We start from the raw sequence: 21068 nt of genomic DNA on the forward strand, positions 1-21068 counted from the left end.
GTGACCGGCGGGCCGTTCGCGCTTCCAGTCGGTATCAGCGTCGGTGTCAGTGGAAGAAGTGCCGCGTCCCCGTGAAGTACATCGTGATGCCCGCCTTCTGCGCGGCCTCCACGACCTGCTCGTCACGGACCGAACCGCCGGGCTGGACGATCGCCTTGACGCCTGCGGCGCCCAGGACGTCGATGTTGTCGGGGAACGGGAAGAACGCGTCCGACGCGACGAACGAACCACGGGCCCGCTCGGCCCCGGCGCGCTCAACGGCCAGCTTGCAGGAGTCGACCCGGTTCACCTGCCCCATCCCCACGCCGACCGAAGCGCCGTCCTTGGCGAGCAGGATGGCGTTGGACTTCACGGCCCGACAGGCCCGCCAGGCGAAGGCGAGGTCCGCCAACTCGTCGGCGGACAGGGTCTCGCCGGTGGCGAGGGTCCAGTTGGCCGGGTCGTCGCCCTCGGCCTGGAGCACGTCCGTGATCTGGGCGAGACCGCCACCGTCGATCGGCTTGAACTCGGCCGGAGGCTGCGGCCCTTCGGGGCAGCGAAGGACGCGGATGTTCTTTTTCCGGGCCAGGACCTCGACCGCGCCGTCCTCGTAGTCCGGGGCGACGATGACCTCGGTGAAGATCTCGGCGACCTGCTCGGCCATCGCCACGGACACCGGCCGGTTGACGGCGATCACGCCGCCGAAGGCGGACAGCGGGTCGCAGGCATGGGCCTTGCGGTGCGCCTCGGCGACGTCCGCGCCGATCGCGATGCCGCACGGGTTGGCGTGCTTGATGATCGCGACGCAGGGCTCGGTGTGGTCGTACGCGGCCCGGCGCGCGGCGTCGGTGTCGGTGAAGTTGTTGTACGACATCTCCTTGCCGTGCAACTGTTCGGCCTCGGCGAGACCGCCGCAGCCGCCGGTGTAGAGGGCGGCGGGCTGGTGCGGGTTCTCGCCGTACCGCAGCACGTTCTTGCGCTCGTACGTGACGCCGATGAAGCCCGGGAACTCCCCGCCGTCGCCCGCGTAGTCGCCGGCGAACCAGCCCGCGACCGCCACGTCGTACTCGGCGGTGTGCCGGAACGCCTCCGCGGCGAGCCGCTTGCGCGCGGTGAGGTCGAAGCCGCCGTCCGCGACCGCCTTGAGCACGTCGCCGTAGCGGTCGGGGCTGACGACGACCGCTACGGAGGGGTGGTTCTTGGCGGCGGCGCGGACCATGGAGGGCCCGCCGATGTCGATCTGCTCGACGCACTCGTCGGGCGAGGCGCCCGAGGCGACGGTCTCGGTGAAGGGGTAGAGGTTCACGACGACGAGGTCGAAGGGCTCCACGCCCAGCTCGGCCAGCTGGTTGCGATGGTCCTCGAGCCGCAGATCGGCGAGGATCCCGGCGTGCACGCGCGGGTGCAGCGTCTTGACCCGGCCGTCCAGGCACTCGGGGAACCCGGTGAGTTCCTCGACCTTGGTGACCGGGACGCCGGCGGCGGCGATCCTGCCTGCGGTGGAGCCGGTGGAGACGAGTGCGACCCCGGCCTCGTGCAGCCCGCGGGCGAGGTCTTCGAGCCCGGTCTTGTCGTAGACGCTGATGAGCGCACGCTTGATCGGGCGCTGTGTGCCTTCCGTGGTCACTTCGGCGGTCACGGGATAACTACCTTTCGTCCCTCAATGCGATAGCCGTGACGGGCGAGCCGCCCCACGACATCGACGAGCAGCCTTCGCTCGACATCCTTGATGCGCTCATGGAGAGCGGCACCCTCGTCCTCGTAGTCCTCGTCCCGGACCTCGACCACGCCCTGAGCGATGATCGGGCCGGTGTCGACGCCGTCGTCGACGAAGTGGACGGTGCAGCCGGTGACCTTCACGCCGTACGCGAGGGCGTCGCGGACGCCGTGCGCTCCCGGGAAGCTGGGCAGCAGCGCGGGGTGAGTGTTCACGAACCGGCCGCCGAAGCGGGCCAGGAACTCCTTGCCCACGATCTTCATGAACCCGGCCGAGACGACCAGGTCCGGCTCGTACGCCGCCGTGGCCTCGGTCAGCGCGCTGTCCCACTCGTCCCTGGTCGCGTAGTCCTTCACGCGGCACACGAAGGTGGGCAGGCCCGCGCGCTCGGCACGGGCGAGGCCCTCGATGCCGTCGCGGTCGGCGCCGACCGCGACGATCTCTGCCCCGTAGACGGTCCTGCCCTGCGTCGCGATCGCGTTGAGGAGAGCCTGCAGGTTCGTACCTGATCCGGAGACCAGCACGACGAGGCGCTTGGCCACGGGATTGGCGGCCACGGCGAGGCCCTTTCTCGGGAGAGCGTTTGTAGGGTCGTACGAATGCTTCACGCCCCCTGATACGGGGAAGTCTACGAAGCGGCCGACCGTCAGCAACGATACCGGCACAGCGATCGGCCCTCTTGGGACGGGGGCGTGGCCGGAAGGTAGCGTCTGGGGAGGATCCGCCGGGGAACACGGTCCACGTGGGGGGAACGCCTCTGCCGCATGGGACGTTGACCAGGGGCGGGGACGAAACTCGGACACGACGCCCGCCGCCCGCTCCGATCCGCTTGCTCCACCGCACGCTCGACCAGCCCGACCCGCCAGCTTGATCCATCAACCTGACTCGCCGACTGAATCGCAGACTCGATTCGCCAAGGGGAAGACGCACACCTGATGCCGGACCGCAGCCTCCGACTCCTCCCACTCCTCCCCTCCTTCGCGTCCGGCCCCTCGGGGGTCGCGGAGGGAGGAGGGCGGGGTGCGTTCGTCCCGTCCTTCCTGTCCGTCCCGCTGTCCTTCCCGTCGTTCGCGTCCGCCCGGCCGTCCGGGGTCGTGCCTGTACAGGCAGGCGGGCGCGAAGGGTTGCTGCTGCGGGAGCGGCACTCGTCCTCGTCGGCCACTCCGCCGCGTGAGGGTGAGGGGTCGGAGGGCGATTCGGCGCAGCCCTCCGGCGCCTCGGGTGCCTCCGGTGGCGGGAACCCGGCCGAGGGCTCGTCGCCGCAGGGTGGGCAGGGAGCCCCTCCGCCCGCGGACGACAACCCCTTCGCGCCTCCGCCGGAGGACGCGCCCGACCGGCCGTGGCAACCGCGCCGGCCCGCGGACGGGCAGGGGCCGGACGAGGGGCAGGGCGGCAACGGCGGGCGTTCACCGTGGGGCAGCCAGTGGAGCGACCGGCAGCCGGGGCCCGCGCAGGGCGGCGGTTTCGGTGACCGGCCCGGCTCCTCGGGCGGGCCCGGCGGACAGGGCGGCCCGGAAGGATCCGGCGGCCCCGACGCCGGTCCGCGCTGGGACCCGACGGACCCGTCCCAGCGCCGCGCGCGGTACGCCCTGCTCTCGGGCATGTGGGCCTTCTTCTTCTCCCTGTTCAGCTGGCCGTACGTCGCGCTGCTGCTCGGCGCGCTGGCCCTGTACTGGGGCATCAGCGCCCTACGCACCAAGCCCCGCACCCCGGACCCGGACACCCCGCCGCCCCCGCCCGGCTCCGGCGCCCGCCCCCAGACCACGGCGGCGATAAGCGGCCTGGTCACGGCGTCCCTGGCCCTCACGATGGTCGCGGCCGGCTTCACGGCCCAGCTCGTGTACCGCGACTACTACACGTGCGTGAACGACTCCCTCACCAACACGGCGAGGGAGTCCTGCGACAAGCTCCTGCCGGAGGAGTTGCGGGGGTTGTTGGGTTCGCAGAGCTGACGGTTGCCTCCGGCGGTTGGGCGGGTGGGTTCGTTTTTGGGTGCGGGTTGAGTGTGGCTGGTCGCGCCGTTCCCCGCGCCCCTGGGTGGGTGGGGGGTGGCGGGGTCGTGGGCCGGTGCGTCAGCCCGTCGCAGGCCGGGCATACGACCCTGGCCGGGTACAAGGCCCTGGTCCTCCGAGACCGAAGCTAAGCGACGGGCATACGACGCACCGGCCCACGCCCCCTCCCGCCGGAGGGAAACTGCGGGTTTCATCGGGGTGCGGGCTTTCCCGGGGCGCGGCCTTCAGGGGTGCGGGCCTGTTCGGGGTGCGGGCTTTCTCGGGCGCGGGCAGCCGCAGGCTTTGGTTTTTCAGGGGCGCGGGGCTGTATCAATTTGCGGCTCCGCCGCGTGGGCGCGACCAGCCACGACGGGCCCGCAGCCGCGACACGACTGTCACCCACCACCCCCTGGCGGGGGCCTGGGGCGCAGCCCCAGTTTCGGGAAGGGGCGGGCCTGGGGAAAGAACCCCTCCCACCCCAGCCGCCCCGGGAGCGAAGGGCTCCGACGATTCGACGGGGTCCATCGGCAGGAAGGCATACGGCTCGAAGCCAGGTTCCTCGCGGCCGGCAGACGGCGCCCCCCGGCGACGTAGCCGCGGCAGCCGCAGCCAGGCGAGCCAAGCCCAGGCGGGCCAGGACTTGGACACGCCCTGAGGCTGCCGCGCCCGCGGCTCGCGCAGACGCCACGCCCGCAGTCCCACCGCCACCGGCACCCCCACCCCCGCGATCCACCCCGCCGCCGCAGGCCCCGTCTGCCACCAGACGGGGCCGAAGTCGGCCAGGGCGGCCACCCCGAGGGGCCCACCGGCCAGGGCGGCGAGCACCGCGAGGGCGAGCCCGCACAGGAGCGCCGCGAGCGCCACGGTTCCGGCGATCCGCCCGCGCGACCAGGCCTCGGCGCGCGCGGGCGCCGTCGCGCCCACGTCCCCCGACCCACCGCCCTCCGGCACCCGCGGCACACCCGCCGCCACCGCGAACCACGCCACCGCCATCCCCGCGAGCAGCGGCACCATCGCCGCGGCCCAGTTCAGCGGGGTTCCAGGGCCCGCGTCCGGCAGCGCCGTCAGCAGAGGAAAGGGCGGCAGCATAGGTGCGGGGGACGAGGACAAGGGATCCGTCACGTGCCAGGCCCCGAGAGCAAAGCCCGGGCCGAGTGCGTACGCCGTGCCCCACACCGCCGCGTTCGGCAGCAGGGCCAGCGCCAGCAGAAGTACGGCGAAACGGCCCGACCACGCTTCGGTGAGTTCCAGGAGCGAGGCGCGGGCCGGCGCTCCGTGCCAGACCAGCGAAACGCCCACCAGCAGGGCCCCGCCCCCTACGAGCACCGCCACCCCGGCCCCCGTCGCGCGCCCGGCGGCCACGAGAACACCGCCCGCGATGAGACGACGTACGCCCTTGGGGAGGGCACGGCGTACGAACAGCGGCAGGGGCCCGCCCCTGCGCCCGTACGCCGTCCACACCCCCGTCCCCGCCGCAGCCACGACGAGCAGCGGCGGCCATACGGCGCCCACCGCCCACGACGGGCGCAACACACCGCCCGAGGCGTACAGCACGACCGCCGCGCCGACCGCCAGATAGCCCACAACCACACCGCCCCACGCCCTGCAGGCGGCAGGCCGTCCCGTACCCCTGCCCTCCGCCGCGCCGCGCGCCGCCCGGTGCAGCAGCCACGCGGGCAGCGCGACCAGGAGCAGCGGGGTGACGCCGACGGGCGCGGGTACGCCGGAGAGCGTCTCGGTGCGGACGAGTTCGACGCCGTGCGCCAGCAGCCACAGAGCGGCGGCGATGTGCAACGCCCCGTCGGGACCGCTGTCCGGGTAGGGCGAACTGATCCACAGAAGCATCACGACTACGGCGACCGAGCCGAGCCCCAGCCCCGCCGCCAGGACACCACCGACGAGGCCGGGCACCGGTCCGGACGACCGGGTGAGCGGGGGCGGCGGCATCGGGCCGCGGCCGGTTCTGTGGGTCGGGCGGGCCGGGTGTCTCGAGTAGGCCGAGTGGGTCGGGTGAGTCACGTGGCCATACTCCCAACGGCACACACTTTCCCGGCGTAATAGGCGAATTCTGGACGCGTCGCTCAATATGCGGTTTATGCACTTTTACGCATGGAGGGGCATCCAGTGGCCCAGAGCCCTGCCAGCCCGCTGCCTCCCCCCTCGGCACGTCGCCGTCTCCGCCAGGCCCACTCCCTGAGTCCGGCCGAGGTCGCCACCAGGGTGGGTGTCGCCCCCAAGACGGTCCGCTCCTGGGAGACCGGCCGCGCCACGCCACGGGGACGCAAGCGGGAAGCGTACGCACGGTTGTTGGAGGAGCTGGCAGGTCCGGCTCCGGTCGACGAGCCCGAACCCGAGGCTGAATCCGAACCGGAACCCGAGCCCGCCCCCGAGCCCCCCACCTCCACCCTGACCCCCGCCCAAGCCTTCGACGCCCTCTACGCGTTCAGCGCCCCCAGCCTCGTACAGCAGACGTATCTCCTCACCGGGCGGCGGAAGTTGGCGCGCGAGTCCGTGGACCGTGCGTTCCGACTGGCCTGGCAACGCTGGCCGGAGGTGGCGGTCGACCCGGACCCGGCGGGCTGGGTGCGGGCGGTGGCCTACGAGTACGCGCTGTCGCCCTGGCACCGGCTGCGCCTTCGCCACCGGCGCCCGGACGCACCGCCCGCCGCCCCGAGCGATCGCCGTCTGCTCTCCGTACTGCTGAGCCTGCCGCCCACGTACCGGCGCACGTTGCTCCTCCACGACGGCCTCGGCATCGGTCTGCCGGAGACGGCGGCCGAGACGGAGGCGAGCACCGCCGCGACAGTGAACCGCCTGCTGCACGCACGCGAGGCCGTCGCCGAGCACTTCCCTGACCTGGCGGATCCACAGGAGCTACGACGCCGCCTGACGAGACTGATGCAACTGGCGAGCAAGGAGCGCTTGCGGACCACCCCGAAACCCGTAACGGCTCCGCGCCACTGAGCCGCCACCGCTGTTCGAAACGGCTGAACGGCTGTGGGAGAACGCGAGATGGGCCCGCATCCCAGCAAGGGATACGAGCCCACCCGACGTTCAGCGTGCAGCTGAGAAGACTCTCAGCCGGCGAGAATCGCGCGCGCCAGCTTCGCCGTCTCCGTAGGCGTCTTGCCCACCTTCACACCGGCGGCCTCAAGGGCCTCCTTCTTGGCCGCGGCCGTACCGGAGGAACCGGAGACGATGGCGCCGGCGTGGCCCATCGTCTTGCCCTCGGGCGCGGTGAAGCCCGCGACGTAGCCGACAACCGGCTTCGACACGTTGGCCTTGATGAAGTCGGCCGCCCGCTCCTCGGCGTCGCCGCCGATCTCGCCGATCATGACGATCAGGTCGGTGTCGGGGTCGGCCTCGAACGCGGCGAGCGCGTCGATGTGCGTCGTACCGATGACCGGGTCGCCACCGATGCCGACGGCCGACGAGAAGCCGATGTCACGCAGCTCGTACATCATCTGGTACGTCAGCGTGCCGGACTTCGAGACCAGACCGATGCGGCCCGGCTTCGTGATGTCGCCCGGGATGATGCCGGCGTTCGACTGACCGGGGGTGATCAGACCCGGGCAGTTCGGACCGATGATGCGGGTCTTGTTGCCCTTCTCGACCGCGTACGCGTAGAACGCCGCCGAGTCGTGCACCGCGATGCCCTCGGTGATGACGACCGCGAGCGGGATCTCGGCGTCGATCGCCTCGACCACGGCGGCCTTGGCGAAGGCCGGCGGTACGAAGAGGACGGAGACGTTGGCGCCCGTCTTCTCGATCGCCTCGGCGACCGTGCCGAAGACCGGGATCTCGATGGGGGCACCTCCCAGGCCGTTAGGGCTCTGGGGGACGTCGATGTCGACGGAGGTGCCGGCCTTGCGCGGGTTCACGCCGCCGACGATGTTCGTGCCGTCGGCCAGCATGAGCTTGGTGTGCTTCATGCCCGTGGCACCGGTCATGCCCTGGACGATGACCTTGCTGTCCTTGTCGAGGAAGATAGCCATGGTGGTCTGAGTCCTCTTCCTTACTTCGCAGCCGCGAGTTCGGCGGCCTTGTCGGCCGCGCCGTCCATGGTGTCCACGCGCTGCACGAGCGGGTGGTTGGCGTCCGACAGGATCTGACGGCCCAGCTCCGCGTTGTTGCCGTCGAGGCGCACGACCAGCGGCTTGGTGACCTCTTCGCCCTTCTCGGCGAGCAGGGCCAGGGCCTGAACGATGCCGTTGGCGACCTCGTCACAGGCGGTGATGCCGCCGAAGACGTTGACGAAGACGGACTTGACGGCCGGGTCGCCCAGGATGATCTCCAGGCCGTTGGCCATGACCTGGGCGGAGGCACCGCCGCCGATGTCGAGGAAGTTGGCGGGCTTGACGCCGCCGTGGTTCTCACCGGCGTACGCGACCACGTCGAGGGTGCTCATGACGAGACCCGCACCGTTGCCGATGATGCCGACCTCGCCGTCGAGCTTGACGTAGTTGAGGTTCTTGGCCTTGGCGGCGGCCTCGAGCGGGTCGGCCGCCTCCTTGTCCTCCAGCGCCGCGTGGTCCGGCTGACGGAAGTCGGCGTTCTCGTCGAGCGAGACCTTGCCGTCGAGGGCGATGACCTTGCCGGAGGCGACCTTGGCGAGCGGGTTGACCTCGACGAGGAGGGCGTCCTCCTTGATGAAGGTGTCCCACAGCGTCACCAGGATGTCGGCGACCTGGTCGGCGACCTCGGCCGGGAACTTCGCCTGGGCGACGATCTCGCGGGCCTTCTCGATCGAGACGCCCTCGTTGGCGTCGACCGGCACCTTCGCGAGGGCGTCGGGGTTCTCCTCCGCGACGACCTCGATCTCCACGCCGCCCTGTACGGACGCCATGGCCAGGAAGGTGCGGTTCGTGCGGTCGAGGAGGTACGAGACGTAGTACTCCTCGAGGATCTCGGGAGCCGTCTCGGCGATCATCACCTTGTGGACCGTGTGGCCCTTGATGTCCATGCCGAGGATGTCCGTCGCGCGGGCGACGGCCTCGTCCGGGGTGGCGGCCAGCTTCACGCCGCCGGCCTTCCCTCGGCCGCCGACCTTGACCTGGGCCTTGACGACGGACTTGCCGCCAAGACGCTCGGTCGCCGCGCGCGCCCCCTCAGGCGTGTCGATGACTTCACCGGCCAGCACCGGTACACCGTGCTTGGCGAAGAGGTCCCTCGCCTGGTACTCGAACAGGTCCACGCGCGTCCGTCCCTATCAGGTATCTCGCGGTTCGTTGGTCTCCGTGGGCGTGCCGCGAGGGCAACGTGACTGCGCGGTCACTAGGAGGGCGTGGGCACGGTGGCCGGCACGCGGCATGTCCGTACCGCAGGCTATCGCCGCTGACGGCAGGGTCGTAAATCGCAGATCACACCTGAGCGGTGATTACGGTCACAGATGCGGGTCCGATGTGGGTCTGATCAGGGCCTCACCAGGCTGGGGTCGGCCTGGTGAGGCCCCTGTAACAGCCCCTGAGGAACGCGCGAACAGCCACTCAGGGGTTGCGGGGCGGACGGTCCCCACCCCTTTGGGGACCACCCGCCCCTGTCCGCAGGCTTCCGGCAGGCCAGCCGACGGTTTTCGGCTGTCCGGTGCCGGGTCGTCCTGCGGAGTCCGGTCGGGTGCCGTACGGCTGGGCGTACGGCGGTCCGGTCAGATGCCGTACGCGGCGCCGTGTGCGGCGCCCGGCACGTAGCTCGGGGTGACGGACTCGGCCACGCCCTGGACACCGGCGGCCGCGTTGTGGACCAGCGGCCCGCCGGCCGCCTGGACGGTCCCGGTCAGGTCCTGCGCGAGGGGCTCGACCTGCCCGGCAACGCCGCCCGCGAACGGGGAGACCTCGCCGGCAACGCCGTACGCGAACGGCTGCACATCGCCCGCGACCCCGTACGCCAACGCCGTGGCACTGCCGCCGACGCCCTGCACGACGGGCTGCGCGTAACCGACGACGGTGTCCACGACCGGCTGCACGGCCCCGCCGACGCCCTCGACGAACGGCGGCACCTGCCCGACGACGCCCTGCGCGAACGGGCCCGCCTGGCCCACCACGCCGTACGCGACCGGCGGAACGTCACCCACGACGCCATCCGCGAAGGGCCGCACATCACCGACGACACCGTCCGCGAGCACGCCCGCGTCACCCACGGCCTGCCCGGCGACCGGCACCACACCGTCCACGGCGGTACGGGCGACGGGCGGGAGGGCGGAGGCGGCGGTGTCCTCGGTGACCTGGGCTACGAGGCCGGTGGCGTATGGGGGGACGTCGCCGACTACGCCGTACGCGTACGTCTGCGCGTCGCCGACGACGCCGTGCGCGTACGGGGTGGCGCCTTGGGCGGCTCCACCTGCGTACGTCTGGGCGTCGGCCACGACTCCGTACGCCAGCGTCGTCGTCCCGCCGACGGCCTGGTCGGCGACGGGTACGGCGCCGTGGACGGCCTGGTCGGCGATGGGGGTGACGCCGCCGACCGCCGCACCGGCGACCGGCGTGACGCCGTGGACGGCGTCGGCGGCGAGGGGCGGGAGTGCGGAGGCGGCGGTCTCGTCGACGATCGGGGTGGCGGTCTCGTGGAGGCCCTGGACGGTGGAGGGGAGGGAGGTGACGGTGGCCTGGACCCGGGCGGGGGCACCGTTCACGGTCTGGCGGACGGTGTCGAGCGTGGTGCCGACGGGAGCGGCCGTCCTGCCCAGGGACGCGGCCGTCCTGTCGGCGGTGGCGGCCGTCTGCCGGACCGTGGCCCTGGCGTTGGACGGTGCGCCTGCCGCGGTGCGCTCGGTGGCCGTGAGCTTCGTCTGCGCGGTGGCGAGCGCCTGCTCGAGCTCCGGTGCGAACGTCGACAGCGGGCCGAAGAGGTAGTCGATCTCGTCCTGGGGGCGGGTGGCGTCGGAGACAGCGTTCGCCGCCTCGGACTTGGCCTCCTGGGCGGCGGCCTTCGCCCGGGCGACTTCGTGGGCGGGCAACTCGGCCTCGACGTACTGACGTGCCTGGTCGGCCGCCTTCGTCTTCGCGGAGACGGCCGCCTCTGTTCTGGCGGTGGTACCGGTGACGGCATCGTGCGCTTTGACCGTCGTACCGGTGGCGGTGTTCTGCGCTTTGGCCGTCGTGCCGCCGGTGATGTCGGTGATCGTGTCCGTGACGGTCGAGGTGTCGGCGGTGTCGGAAGTGTTGGAGACGTCGTGCAGGGCGTTGTCGACCACTCCGCCGACGGGGCTGTCGACCGTACCGGCCGCATCACCGGCCGCGTCGTCCACGGAGAGGGACGCGTCGGGTACGGAGGCGGTCGACTTGGGCAGTTCGTCCGCGTTGGCGACGGCGGAGCCGAGCGCCCACGCGCCGGTGACACCGGCGGCGATGACTATGGAACGGCGAATGTTCTTGTGCATGCGTGCTTCAGATCCTTCGGGATACCGAGACTTGAGGACTTCGGGAGTGGGGGGCTTCCGGTGTCGGATGCGGTGCCGATCCCGTTACCGGTCCGGGGAGCCCCGGACCGGTGGTGTCGGCAGCGGCTCCGGTCCGGATCCCGTTGGCTGTGTCCGGAGATCGGAGAGATGTCCGGACGACGGGCAGACCTGTTCCGCCCCCGCGCGGCAGGTCAGCGCGGGAAGGGTTGCCCTAGCCGGGGAATACGGGAATGTCCCGGTACCTGTCCCTGGTCTCGGCCACGGTGACCACCGCGGCGATACCGGGCACCAGCCTCAACTGCGCCCGGTTGCTGAACGCGACGGCATGCGCGTCGCCGTGCCGCGGCGAACCGTTGTCGGCCGCGGAACCATGCCCCAACGCACCCCTCGGGGCGCTCTCGGGCTCCTGATGCGCGGGCGGCTGCGCGGCACCCCGCGCACCCTCGTCGTTGTCGCGCATGCCGGCATCGGGCGCCACGTGGCCACCGCTGACCTGCGGCCCGTACGCGTCCGTGGACCGATCGCCGGACTTCTCTCCGGCGTCATGCCCGGCCGACCCGTTCTCCTCCGCCGCCCCACCGGGCAACTGCGGCTGCGAACCGACCGGCAACGTCTGGCCCGGCAGAACGGGCAGCCCCGGCAAGTGCGGGAGAGCGGGAAGTTCAAGTCCGGGGAGTACGCGCAGGGGCGGCCACCACGGCGACGCAGGCGCCCCGGGCTTGGCAACCCCACCGCCCACGACCTCTTCCACCAGGCCACCTATAGGCCGTACGACGCCATCGGCGGCCGGCCGAACGACGGTCTCGGTGACCGGCCGGACGACCTGCTCGGTCACCGGGCGTACGACGCGATGGACTCCGTCAGTCACGGGGTCGGTCACCGGGGCGGTCACCTTGTGGACGGAGTCCAGGGGGTCGATGGTGCGGGGGCGGGACGGCGTCGCGGCACCGGACTCCGAGCTGGAACCGGACGAGGCATCGGTCCCGGTGCTGGGGCTGGAGTCGGCTTCGGCTTCGGCTTCGGCTTCGGCTTCGGACGAGGCGTCGCTGAGGCGGACGAGGCCGTCGAGCCCGATGCCGCCGGAGGTCCCGGACCCGGAAACTCCAGACCCGGAACTTTCAGGAGTCGCCGACCGCTGCTCCGAACCCGTCACCGACCGCACGACGCCCGTCGCCGTCACACCCGAAGCCGCACCGTCCGCCGCGTTCGCCCGCTCCCCGCACAGCAGCCCGAGTACGAACAACCCGCCCACCAGCAACCCCACTTGCAGCACACGCCGCCCGGCCGCCGTGCGCGTCATGCGCAGAGCGGCACCGGGCAATGCGGCTGACAGGGTCGACACGGTCAAGACGGGGAAAGCCTCCCGTGCGGCGGGACGAGGCGGGTACGAGGTAGGACCGGGCGGCACACAGCGCACCGTTGAAGTCGCGACGATCCTTGCATGGGAGTCGGGAGGTTGCGCAAGCCCCCCGTTCCCGTTGGACATTCATGCCCGGTTTCCACCAACCAGCCCCGCATGCCCCTCTTTTACCGCCCCGGGCTCCCGGTGTCCGGTATCGGCAGCGGGCGCTTCTCGATCGCCGCCGCCATCACCTCCGGGAACAGGTCGGGCGTACACGCGAACGCCGGTGCGTCCAGCGCGGCGAGTGCCGCCGCATGCTCACGGTCATACGCGGGCGCCCCCTCGTCGGACAGCGCGAGCAGCGTCACGAACTGCACTCCGGACGCCTTCATCGCCGCGACCCGCTTCAGCATCTCGTTCCGTATGCCTCCTTCGTAGAGGTCGCTGATGAGCACGACCACGGTGTCGACAGGGCGGGTGATCTGCGACTGGCAGTACGCGAGCGCCCTGTTGATGTCCGTACCGCCGCCGAGCTGGGTGCCGAAGAGGACGTCGACCGGGTCGTCGAGCTGATCGGTGAGGTCGACGACGGCCGTGTCGAAGACGACGAGCCGGGTGTTGATGGACCGCATCGAGGCCAGTACGGCGCCGAAGACCGAGGCGTAGACGACGGACGCCGCCATCGAACCCGACTGGTCGATGCAGAGGATGACCTCCTTCTTCACGGACTGGGACGCGCGCCCGTAACCGATCAGCCGCTCCGGCACGATGGTCCGGTACTCGGGCAGATAGTGCTTGAGGTTGGCTGAGATCGTGCGGTTCCAGTCGATGTCGTGGTGGCGCGGCCGGCTGATACGGGCACTGCGGTCCAGGGCGCCCGTGAGCGTGGCCCGTGTGCGCGTCGCGAGCCGCTTCTCCAGGTTCTCGACCACCTTGCGTACGACGGCACGTGCCGTCTCCTTGGTCGTCTCGGGCATCGCCTTGTTCAGCGAAAGCAACGTGCCGACCAGGTGGACATCGGCCTCCACCGCCTCCAGCATCTCCGGCTCCAGCAACAGCGTGGACAGGCCGAGCCGGTCGATGGCGTCCCGCTGCATGACCTGGACCACGGAGGACGGAAAGTACGTCCGTATGTCCCCCAGCCACCGGGCGACCGACGGCGCGGAGGCCCCCAGCCCCGCCGACCGGTCCTTCCCCGTCCGCCCCTTGCCTGCGGCCCCGGCCCCGTACAGCGCCCCCAACGCCCCGTCCATCCCGGCGTCCTGCCCGGTCAGCTCATACCCGGTGCCGTCCGCCTCCGCCCCGCCCAGCACCAGCCGCCACCGCCGAAGCCGCTCGCCGGAGGCATCGGCCGCGCCGGCCCGGCCCGTCGCTTCCTTGCTCATCGGCCCACCCCCACAAGGTCGTTGTCGTTCGCGTCGTTGTTGTTTTCGGCGTCGTCGGCGGCGACGTCGTTCTCGTCCAGCCCCAGGAGCAGGCGCAGCACCGGGAGGACGGCGTCCGCGCGCTCGATGTCGAGGTCGGGGGCGAAGCCGGGTATGGCGGAGCCTGTGGCCATGGCGCTCCCCCGCGTTCCCGGCCCGCGTCGCACCAGCTCGCCGAGCGTGCGCCGCACCCCGGGTTCGTACGCCGAGAAGGTCCGCCGCAGCAGGGGCAGTACGTCCGTGAACGCGTCCCCCGGCACCCCGGTCAGCCATGCGTCGACCAGCCCGAGCAGCCGCTCGTCGTGCACGAGCAGCATCCCGCCCCCGGAGCCTCCGCCGACGAACCCCTCGATCCATGCCGCCGCGTCCCCCGGCGCCGTCCCCGGCGACAACACAAGCCCCATGAGCCGCGCGGCCTCCCCCTCCACCAACTCCCCGTCGTCCAGCAGCAGTCGAACGGCCCGCCCCCGGATGATCCCCGGAATCGTGTCGCGAGCGGAGAGCGTACGCAGCACGGTGTGCCAACGGTCGCGTATGCCGGAGCGAGGGCCGGCGGCGGTCTCGGCCTCGATCTTGGTCTCTGCCTCGGAGCCGGACCTCGCGTCGGCCTCCGGAGGAGGGCCTTGGCCGGCGACCGCAGACGACGTCTCCGTATGAACCTCTCCCAGCAACCCCACCGCCCCATGCACCGCATCGACATGGCGACGCATCTCCTCGGCGGCGTCCGTGTCGAGTGCGGCACAGGCCGGAGGGAGGCCGACGAAGACGCGCTCGGCGAGGCCCGCGGCGACCTCGGCCAGTGCGTGCGTGCCCGTGCCGCGTACGTCGCCGTAGCGCAGGGAGCGGACCAGGGCGGGGAAGGCCTGGGCGAGGTGGCCGACGTCCGCGTCGAGGGCGGCGCGGTCCGCGAGGATCCGCATCACCACGGGGAGGGCGTCCGGGAGTTCGGCGAGGAGGCAGCGCTCCGCGAGGGTGGTGACGTCGGCCAGGGCGCCCGCCGCGACGGCGTCCGCCTCGGCTTTCGCGGTAGCGGCGGCGAGCACCGTGGTGCCCCACACCCCGGCCTCGGCGACCCGCACCGCCAGTTCCGGCTCCCAGCGCAGCCGCCAGGTCTCCCGGAACGTACCCGTGCTCCCCCGCGACTCCGCAGGCGCACCCCACTCGATACCCAGGAGGCGCAGCCGGTGCAGCAGCCTGCTGCGCTCGGCGTCGTTCTCCTTGCGCAGGTCGAGCTCCAACTCCCGCTCCAGCGCCTCCGGTTTGAGCCGCAGCCGCCGCTGGATCCGGGCGAGGTCACGCTGCAACGGCACCGCGGGCGCCGACTCGGGCACCTCACCCAGTACATCGCCGACAACGAGCCGATCGTGCACGAGCGCGAGCGGCACATCCGAGCCCTCGCACATCACGGCCCGTACGGCGTCGGTGGTCTCGGTCAGTCCCGGCAGCGGCCTACCCCGCATCGCGGCGAGCGTGTCGGCGAGCCGCACCGCCTCGATGACGTGCGCGGACGAGACGAGCCGGTCCTCGTCGCGCAGCAGCCCGGCCACCTTCGTCATCCAGCGCTCGATCGGCCGGTCGGGAGCGCTGAACAGATGCCCGTACCAACCGGGCGAGTCGATCCCCGCGCCGTAACCGCTGACCCGCGCAAGCCGCCGGTGCGTCCACGGCACCCACGTCATGTCCACCTTCGCCTTGGGCAGGCCCTTCAGCAGTGCCTTGTCGGCGGCGACGGCCGTCTTGTGCCGCAGGGCGGGCACATGCCAGGCCCCACACACCACGGCCACGTCGTCCCCGAACTCCCGCTGCGCCGCTCGCACTTGGAGCCGCATATACGCCTCCCGTACGAGATCCCGCTCGTGCCCCCCGCTCCCGTACACCTCCCGCAAGGCGCCCATGGCCTCCCCCAGCACCTCGAAGGGCCCGAACGCGTCCCCGCCCCGCACCCCCCGGTGCTCGATCACGTCCTCCCACCACCGCTCGGGGTCGTCGTACCCGGCGGTCTCGGCGAGCACGGCGAGCGGATCGATCCGGATGGCCTCCTCGGACACAGCGCTGTCCGGTGTCTCCGGCATCTCGGGCCCGTCCGGCGTATCCGGCCTGTTCGGTGCCGCGGACCCGTCGGGCGCCTCCTCCTGCCCCCACGCCAGCGTGTGCGTGGCGGGGAGGTCGATGAAGCGGGCCGGCACCTCGTGTTCCAGGGCCCATCGGATGGCCACCCACTCCGGGGAGAACTCGGCCAGCGGCCAGAACGCCGACCGCCCCGGCTCGTCCACCACATGCGCGAGGAGCGCGACGGGCGGCTGCATGCCCTCCTCGGCGGCCAGCGCGATCAACGCGTCCGCCTCCGGTGGGCCCTCGATCAGCACCGTCCGAGGGTTCGCCGCCTCCAGGGCCGCCCGCACGGCGCGCGCCGAACCGGGCCCGTGGTGCCGGACCCCGAGCAGCAAGGGCCCCGAACCGCGCCCGGCGCCTTCGGCTCGCGTCGCCTCCGGCAGGGATCCGTTCACGCGCTCACCTCCCGGCAGGCGCGGTAGAAGTCCTTCCAGCCGTCGCGCTCGCGGACGACCGCCTCCAGGTACTCCTGCCAGATGACGCGGTCGGCCGCCGGATCGCGGACGACGGCGCCGAGGATGCCGGCGGCGACATCACTCGCGCGCAGGACGCCGTCGCCGAAGTGGGCGGACAGGGCAAGCCCGTTGGTGACGACGGAGATGGCCTCCGCTGTCGACAGCGTGCCGCTGGGCGACTTCAGCTTCGTACGGCCGTCGGCGGTGATGCCGTCGCGCAGCTCGCGGAAGACGGTGACGACGCGGCGGATCTCGTCGATGCCGTCGGGCACGGCCGGCAGGTCGAGGGAGCGGCCGATCTGGTCGACCCTGCGCGAGACGATGTCGACCTCGGCGTCGGCGCTCTCGGGCAGCGGCAGCACCACTGTGTTGAAGCGGCGGCGCAGGGCGCTGGACAGGTCGTTGACCCCGCGGTCGCGGTCGTTGGCGGTCGCGATCAGGTTGAAGCCGCGTACGGCCTGCACCTCCGACCCCAGTTCCGGTATCGGCAGCGTCTTTTCCGACAGGATCGTGATGAGCGAGTCCTGTACGTCGGCGGGGATGCGGGTCAGCTCCTCGACGCGCGCGGTCATCCCTTCCGACATGGCGCGCATGACGGGGCTGGGCACCAGCGCGTCGCGGCTCGGGCCGTTGGCGAGCAACTGCGCGTAGTTCCAGCCGTACCGGATCGCCTCCTCCGGCGTGCCGGCCGTGCCCTGCACGAGCAGCGTCGAGTCGCCGCTGACGGCCGCGGCCAGGTGCTCGGACACCCATGTCTTCGCCGTGCCGGGCACGCCGAGCAGGAGCAGTGCCCGGTCGGTGGCGAGTGTGGTGACGGCGACCTCGACGATGCGGCGCGGGCCCACGTACTTCGGGGTGATCACCGTGCCGTCCGGGAGGGTGCCGCCGAGCAGGTACATCGCGACGGCCCATGGCGACATCCGCCAGCGGGTCGGGCGCGGGCGGTCGTCCTGCGCGGCCAGCGCGGCGAGCTCGGCGGCGAACGCGTCCTCGGCATGCGGCCGCAGCGCCTCGTCCTTCTCTCCCGCGGGTGCCTGCGCGGACGCAGGCACCCGCGCGCTCGTGTTCGCGGGCGCGGACTGGTCGCGGCTCGGGTCGACGGACGTCGGATCGACGGAAACAGGCATGGCTAGGTCCCCCTCCAGCTCGGCCGGGTCGGCCGGTTCGGATCTGGTGTCCACCTTGCACCACACCACTGACAATGCACTCTGACCTGCACAAATGCCATCGCGAGGGTCGATTGTCAGTGGTGGGACCTACCTTCGATGTCATGACTCAGCAGGGGGTGCGCTGGACTGCGGATCAGGTGCTGGCACTGGCACCTGACTCCGCATCACGCAAAGCGGGAAGCAAACTCGGCGCGGCCGGGCCGTGGTCGGAGGCGGGCAGTTCTGACGAGGGGACGGTATGGGGACTGTGCAGGGGCAGCGGCAGCAAGCCGTATCAGACGGTCATCGACCTCACGGATTCGACGGGGCCCGCGTACAAATGCAGTTGTCCGAGCCGCAAGTTCCCGTGCAAGCACGCATTGGGACTGCTGCTGCTCTGGGCGGGCGAGAGCGGGACAGGCAGCTCGGTGCCGCGGGGGCAGGCGCCGGACTGGGCCGAGCAGTGGATAAAGGGGAGAAGGCAGCGCGCGGAGGAGAAGCGGACGACGAGCGGGGCATCGGGCGCCCCGGCGGGTGATCCGGAGGCGGCGCGGCGCCGGGCGGAGCGGCGTGCCGAGCGGATCACGGCGGGGGCGGCGGAGCTGGAGCAGCGGCTGACCGACCTGCTGCGCGGCGGTCTGGCCGCGGCGGAGCAGGCGGGGTATGGGCTGTGGGAGGAGACGGCGGCCCGGATGGTCGACGCGCAGGCACCAGGGCTGGCCGCGCGGGTGCGGGAGTTGGGGGCGATTCCGTCCTCCGGCCCCGGCTGGCCGGTCCGGCTGCTCGAGGAGTGCGCCCTGCTCCACCTGCTCGTCCAGGGCTGGCTGCGCCGCGAGCGACTACCGGAAGGACTCGTGGCGACGGTCCGTTCCCGGATAGGGCTGCCCGCCTCGGCGGACGGCCCAGCCGCGCGCGACCGCTGGCTGGTCCTCGCCCAGTACGACACGGCGGACAGCCGTCTCACGACCCGCCGCATCTGGTTGCACGGAGCGGAGTCGGGACGCACGGTCCAGCTCCTGTCATACGGGGCTGCCGGCCGCGCACCGGAGCTGTCACTGCCCGTCGGCCTGGCCCTCGACGCGGAGGTGTCGGCGTACCCGGGCGCGGGCCGACTGCGGGTGGCCCTGGGCGAGCAGTTCACGCCCCCTTCGCCCGTGACACTCCGCCCGCCAGGGGTGAGCGTGGCGCAGGCGACGGCCCAGTACGGCGAAGCCCTCCGGGACGACCCCTGGTTGGACTCCCACCCGGTGACGCTGGCCCGCGTCATACCGACCCCGGACGCCGGCTCCTGGCAACTGGCGGACGCCGACAGCGAGCTGGCACTGCCTCTCACCCCGGCCGCCCAGTCCCGCTCCGGCCTGTGGCGCCTGGTTGCCCTGTCGGGCGGAGCCCCGGTCAGGGTCTTCGGAGAATGCGGCCACCGCGGCTTCACACCACTCACGGCGTGGCCGGAGGAAGCGGGAGAGGCGGTGCCACTGTGCTGACGCCACAGCCGTGTCTCTCCCCACCGACCGGCTCACCCGGATCTCTCAACCCCGTACGGAAGGGACGCTCATGAACAGCCCCCTCACTCCCCCGGACGCACCCACCGGGAGCTCCTGGGAGGAGCTCGTGACCGTGGCGTTGCTCGGGACGGAGCGGCGTACGCCGTCGGGGACGGCGCCCGGACGGGAGGCGCCGGGAGCGCTGCTGGACGCGGCGGCGGTGCAGACGGTGCGGCGGCGGGCCGGACTGCGGCCGGGGCGGGCGGCGGCACGACCGGAGCCGGCGGCGGCGGACGCGCGCCCGGCGCTCCCCCGCCCCGCCGCGCGCAGGCTGGCGATGCTGCTCGCCGACCGGCCCGGCACGGGCAGCGGCGGCCGTAGAGGAACGGCGCCCGACCTCATGGAATTGCTGCCGCAGTGGCTCGCCCTGGCGAACCAGCGCGGGTTCGCGGCGCCCCCGGAGCTGCTGCCCGCGCTCCTGGACGCCGCCAGAGGGCGTACGGATCTGCGACCGGCGGCGCTGGCCTTCGCGGGGCCGCGGGCGCTGTGGCTGGCACGGCTGAACCCGGACTGGCGGTTCGCGCTGCGCGCGACACCGGGCGGCGGAGCCACGCTGCCCGGTGCCGAAGAACCGGAGCGGGCAAGGCAGTTGTGGCAGGAGGGTCTGTTCGCCGAGCGGGTGGCTCTCCTCGCGGCGATACGAGCGCACGACCCGGCAGCTGCCCGCGAACTGCTCGCCACGACCTGGGCGACGGAGCGGGCCGAGGACCGGCTGATGTTCCTCGACTCGCTGCGGACGGGATTGTGCGCGGCGGACGAGCCCTTCCTGGAACAGGCATTGGCCGACCGGAGCCGCAATGTGCGGGCCACGGCGGCGGAGTTGCTGTCCGCGCTGCCGGGTTCGGCGCTCGCCGGGCGGATGGCGGACCGCGCCGGCTCCTGCGTGTCCGTCGACCACACGGGCGGCACGCCCACGATCGCGGTCGAGGCGCCACACGCCTGCGATGCGGGCATGGAACGCGATGGGATGGTGGCCAAGGCTCCGGCCGGCCGAGGTGAACGATCCTGGTGGCTGGGCCAGTTGGTCGAGGCGGCCCCGCTCTCCACCTGGTCTCGGCGGCTCGGTGGGCGTACGCCGGAGGAGATCGTGGCGTTGCCGGTGACGGACGACTGGCAGGGCGAACTGCATGCCGCGTGGTGCAGGGCGGCCGTGCGGCAACGCGATCCCTCTTGGTCCAGGGCGCTGTTGGGGTCACCATCGGTGCCGGAGGCCGGAGGGCCGGGGGCGGTGTCGCTGGCCGAGCGGGCCAAGCTGCTCGGCACGTTGGGCTCCGCCGAGCGAGCCGAGTGGGTGGCTGGGTTCATCGCCGTGCACGGGTTGTCCGAGGCGTTTCAGTTGCTCGGGGTGTGCGCGGTCCCCTGGGCGGGAGCCTTGGGCCGAGCCGTTGTGGACGCGCTCAATATCGCGCGGGACGCGGGGAGTTATCCATGGAGTTTCAGCGGAGTCATGGGGCTGGCCGAACGCTGCCTCGACCCATCAGAAGCCGGCCGCCTCGATGCCCTCACGGCCATACCCGACGAGCCGGAGAACGCGTCGCCCGGCGCCGGGGGCTACTGGGCGGAGTCGTTCCAACGGCTGGTGGGGACGCTGCGCTTGCGTGCGGCGATGCAACTTGAATTGGGCGGGGCGCCTATGGGGGTGGTGGGTTCGGGTTCATAGGCGGGTGCGGGTGCGTTGCGGCTGGTCGCGCCGTTCCCCCGCGGGTGCCTCCGGTGGTGGGGCGGGTGCGGGTGTGTGGGTGGCTGGTCGCGCAGTTCCCCCGCGCCCCTGAGGTGCGTGGTGGGTCGGGGTCGTGGGCCGGTGCGTCAGCCCGTCGCAGGCCGGGCATACGGCCCTTAGCTGGTACAGGGTGCGGGTTCTCCGAGACCGAACCTAAGCGACGGGCATACGACGCACCGGCCCACGCCCCCTCCCGCCGGAGGGAAGCCGCGGGTGGTTGGGGGTACGGGCTTTCCCGGG

The 21068-nt window shown here is 72.2% G+C and carries 13 protein-coding genes and 1 pseudogene; 4 read left to right on the plus strand and 10 right to left on the minus strand.

The window, feature by feature from the left end; translation table 11 throughout:
* Positions 1-46 precede the first annotated feature (46 nt).
* Both purH and purN read right to left on the minus strand, forming a co-directional pair.
* Positions 47-1618: a bifunctional phosphoribosylaminoimidazolecarboxamide formyltransferase/IMP cyclohydrolase gene (gene purH / locus IEZ21_RS15340; RefSeq protein ID WP_373302228.1), complete on the minus strand. Its 1572-nt coding sequence runs from the start codon at positions 1616-1618 to the stop codon at positions 47-49.
* Positions 1615-2253, minus strand: a complete 639-nt coding sequence (purN, locus tag IEZ21_RS15345) for a phosphoribosylglycinamide formyltransferase (RefSeq protein WP_189322439.1) — start codon at positions 2251-2253, stop codon at positions 1615-1617. Before purN ends, purH begins: the two co-directional genes overlap by 4 nt.
* Positions 2254-2631: 378 nt before the next feature.
* Here purN and IEZ21_RS15350 point away from each other — a divergent pair, with 378 nt between their 5' ends.
* Positions 2632-3648 carry a hypothetical protein gene (locus IEZ21_RS15350; protein WP_246567761.1) on the plus strand — a complete coding sequence of 339 codons (1017 nt, stop codon included), beginning with the start codon at positions 2632-2634 and terminating at the stop codon, positions 3646-3648.
* Positions 3649-4017: 369 nt separating this feature from the next.
* Here the strand turns inward: IEZ21_RS15350 and IEZ21_RS15355 are convergent, their stop codons facing one another.
* Positions 4018-5634: a cell division protein PerM gene (locus tag IEZ21_RS15355; RefSeq protein ID WP_220450448.1), complete on the minus strand. Its 1617-nt coding sequence runs from the start codon at positions 5632-5634 to the stop codon at positions 4018-4020.
* 177 nt (positions 5635-5811) lie between these two features.
* Between IEZ21_RS15355 and IEZ21_RS15360 the strand changes: the two are divergent.
* A pseudogene (locus IEZ21_RS15360) lies at positions 5812-6630 on the plus strand (helix-turn-helix domain-containing protein); the annotation flags it as partial.
* A 134-nt stretch (positions 6631-6764) separates the two neighbouring features.
* On the opposite strand, the gene sucD reads toward IEZ21_RS15360, so the two are convergent.
* The 7 genes from sucD to IEZ21_RS15395 form a co-directional block, all read right to left on the minus strand.
* Positions 6765-7682 (minus strand): succinate--CoA ligase subunit alpha, encoded by a 918-nt coding sequence (gene sucD, locus IEZ21_RS15365; protein WP_189322441.1) that lies wholly within the window; start codon positions 7680-7682, stop codon positions 6765-6767.
* A gap of 20 nt (positions 7683-7702) precedes the next feature.
* On the minus strand, positions 7703-8881 hold the full coding sequence (gene sucC / locus IEZ21_RS15370; protein WP_033329098.1) for an ADP-forming succinate--CoA ligase subunit beta: 1179 nt from the start codon (positions 8879-8881) through the stop codon (positions 7703-7705).
* Positions 8882-9331: 450 nt separating this feature from the next.
* Positions 9332-11062, minus strand: coding sequence for a hypothetical protein (locus IEZ21_RS15375; protein ID WP_189322442.1), 1731 nt, complete (start codon positions 11060-11062; stop codon positions 9332-9334).
* 232 nt (positions 11063-11294) lie between these two features.
* The gene (locus tag IEZ21_RS15380) at positions 11295-12425 is read right to left on the minus strand and encodes a hypothetical protein (protein ID WP_189322603.1); all 1131 of its coding nucleotides are present in this window, start codon (positions 12423-12425) and stop codon (positions 11295-11297) included.
* Between the two features lie 185 nt (positions 12426-12610).
* Complete coding sequence (locus tag IEZ21_RS15385; RefSeq protein ID WP_189322443.1) at positions 12611-13810, minus strand: VWA domain-containing protein; 1200 nt, start codon at positions 13808-13810, stop codon at positions 12611-12613.
* A complete protein-coding gene (locus tag IEZ21_RS15390; RefSeq protein WP_246567763.1) occupies positions 13807-16356 on the minus strand; it encodes a DUF5682 family protein in 2550 nt (849 codons plus the stop codon). Before IEZ21_RS15390 ends, IEZ21_RS15385 begins: the two co-directional genes overlap by 4 nt.
* Positions 16353-17543: an ATP-binding protein gene (locus IEZ21_RS15395; RefSeq protein ID WP_189322587.1), complete on the minus strand. Its 1191-nt coding sequence runs from the start codon at positions 17541-17543 to the stop codon at positions 16353-16355. The genes IEZ21_RS15390 and IEZ21_RS15395 overlap by 4 nt, the downstream gene beginning before the upstream one ends.
* Before the next feature lie 143 nt (positions 17544-17686).
* Here IEZ21_RS15395 and IEZ21_RS15400 point away from each other — a divergent pair, with 143 nt between their 5' ends.
* Both IEZ21_RS15400 and IEZ21_RS15405 read left to right on the plus strand, forming a co-directional pair.
* Positions 17687-19048, plus strand: a complete 1362-nt coding sequence (locus tag IEZ21_RS15400) for an SWIM zinc finger family protein (protein WP_189322444.1) — start codon at positions 17687-17689, stop codon at positions 19046-19048.
* A gap of 70 nt (positions 19049-19118) precedes the next feature.
* Entirely contained in the window at positions 19119-20768 is a 1650-nt protein-coding gene (locus IEZ21_RS15405; protein WP_189322445.1) for a DUF5691 domain-containing protein, read from the plus strand.
* Positions 20769-21068 lie beyond the last annotated feature (300 nt).

The organism is Streptomyces flaveus, assembly GCF_014647675.1.
Lineage (GTDB): Bacteria > Actinomycetota > Actinomycetes > Streptomycetales > Streptomycetaceae > Streptomyces > Streptomyces flaveus.

Coding starts and splice junctions, on each gene's coding strand:
- sucD (WP_189322441.1), bottom strand. CDS start 7,682: ATGGCTATCTTCCTCGACAAGGACAGCAAGGTCATCGTCCAGGGCATG.
- IEZ21_RS15375 (WP_189322442.1), bottom strand. CDS start 11,062: ATGCACAAGAACATTCGCCGTTCCATAGTCATCGCCGCCGGTGTCACC.
- IEZ21_RS15350 (WP_246567761.1), top strand. CDS start 2,632: ATGCCGGACCGCAGCCTCCGACTCCTCCCACTCCTCCCCTCCTTCGCG.
- IEZ21_RS15385 (WP_189322443.1), bottom strand. CDS start 13,810: ATGAGCAAGGAAGCGACGGGCCGGGCCGGCGCGGCCGATGCCTCCGGC.
- IEZ21_RS15395 (WP_189322587.1), bottom strand. CDS start 17,543: ATGCCTGTTTCCGTCGATCCGACGTCCGTCGACCCGAGCCGCGACCAG.
- IEZ21_RS15400 (WP_189322444.1), top strand. CDS start 17,687: ATGACTCAGCAGGGGGTGCGCTGGACTGCGGATCAGGTGCTGGCACTG.
- IEZ21_RS15405 (WP_189322445.1), top strand. CDS start 19,119: ATGAACAGCCCCCTCACTCCCCCGGACGCACCCACCGGGAGCTCCTGG.
- IEZ21_RS15355 (WP_220450448.1), bottom strand. CDS start 5,634: ATGCCGCCGCCCCCGCTCACCCGGTCGTCCGGACCGGTGCCCGGCCTC.